The organism is Massilia solisilvae (genome assembly GCF_024753215.1).
GTDB classification, from domain to species: domain Bacteria; phylum Pseudomonadota; class Gammaproteobacteria; order Burkholderiales; family Burkholderiaceae_D; genus Telluria; species Telluria solisilvae.
In genome coordinates this window covers 1-1,346 of sequence record NZ_JANUGV010000021.1, presented here as the reverse complement: position 1 = coordinate 1,346, position 1,346 = coordinate 1, and the positions used below count along the sequence as shown (strand labels likewise).

1 protein-coding gene is annotated in these 1,346 nt (G+C 56.2%); it reads right to left on the bottom strand.

Translation table 11 applies throughout. The annotated features are described in order from the left end of the window. A protein-coding gene (locus NX773_RS23425) for an IS3 family transposase (RefSeq protein ID WP_258858640.1) occupies nucleotides 1-1,295 on the bottom strand; the annotation gives its coding sequence in 2 pieces (ribosomal slippage) (nucleotides 1-815 and nucleotides 815-1,295; 1,296 coding nt annotated over the 2 pieces). This gene is flagged as partial in the annotation. Nucleotides 1,296-1,346 lie beyond the last annotated feature (51 nt).

Below are 1,346 nucleotides of genomic sequence, written 5' to 3'. Positions count from 1 at the left end.
GCTGATGCGCTCGTGATTATAGTAGCGGACGAAGTCCGCTAACTCCTTTTTCAGCTGGTCGATGCTGGTGAACTTCTGTGGGTAGAAGCACTCCGATTTCGTCACGGCAAAGAAGCTTTCCATTGCGGCGTTGTCATAGCAGTTCCCTTTGCGGGACATGCTCTGAGCGATCTCGCGGTCGTCAAGCATCTTGCGATAGCCCGGCATTCGGTAGTGCCATCCCTGGTCCGAGTGCAGTAGCGGCTTGTCGCGCTTGCCGAGCTTGCGCATCGCCTTCTTGATCGTCGAGGTCACCAGTTCAAACAGCGGCCGGGTGTCCATCGCGTACGCGACAATCTCACCGTTGAACAAATCCTTTACGGGGGAGAAGTAAAGCTTCCTGTCGCCCACTTTGAACTCAGTGATGTCGGTTACCCACTTCTCATTTGGCTTTTCGGCTTTGAACTGACGGTCAAGCAGGTTCGGCGCAGTCGCGCCGACCTCGCCCTTGTACGAGACGTACTTCTTCCGCCGCTGTACCGATTTCAAGTCGAGCTTCTTCATCAGCCGTTGAACCGTGTTGGCGTGCAGTTGCGTGCCGCGATTGCGCAGCTCAAGGGCTACCCGGCGATAGCCGTAGCGCCCTTTGTGTTGATCAAAGATCGACTTGATGAGCTGCGTGGTCTCAGCTTGCTGGTCCGGCTTGTGGCGTGCTTTATCCCAGTAGTAGAAGACACTCTTGGGCAATGCCACCACCTTCAGTAACGCGACGACCGGGTATTTGTGCCTTAGCTCATGTACTACTTGCGCTTTTTCAGCGCGGCCGATTTCTTTGCTTGAGCTAAGGCTTGCAGCTTTTTTAGAACTTCGTTCTCCATGCGCAGGTACTCAAGTTCCTTGAGCAGGTCTTCGTGACTGCGTTCTTGGTTGGACTTCGGCTCTGGCTTGGAGGTAGGGGCTTTCATGTTCTGGGCTTGTCGAGGTGGCCGAACCAGTGCGGCCAACCCACCGCTCTGGTAGAGGCGGTCCCAGATCCCGACGCTCGTCGGGTTGCGGACGTTGAAATGTGCGGCTGCCTGCCGGTTCGATAGCGCATTGTCCCACATGTATTGCAGGACCGACAGCTTGAAGCTGGCGTCGTAGCGCGACGTCTTCCGCCGCAACCCATCCGTTCCATGCAGACGGTAGGCTGACACCCACTGTCGTATGTGCGGCGCTGCGACGCCATAGTGAGCGCCCAGGCGGTGGTAGCCCATCAGCCCCTTGAGGTAGTGCTTCACTACCTTGAGCTTGAACTGCTCGGTGTACTTGATCATCCGTTCCTCGAAAGTTGAACAATTGCTGTCCAACTTTCGAGTGGCGGTTCA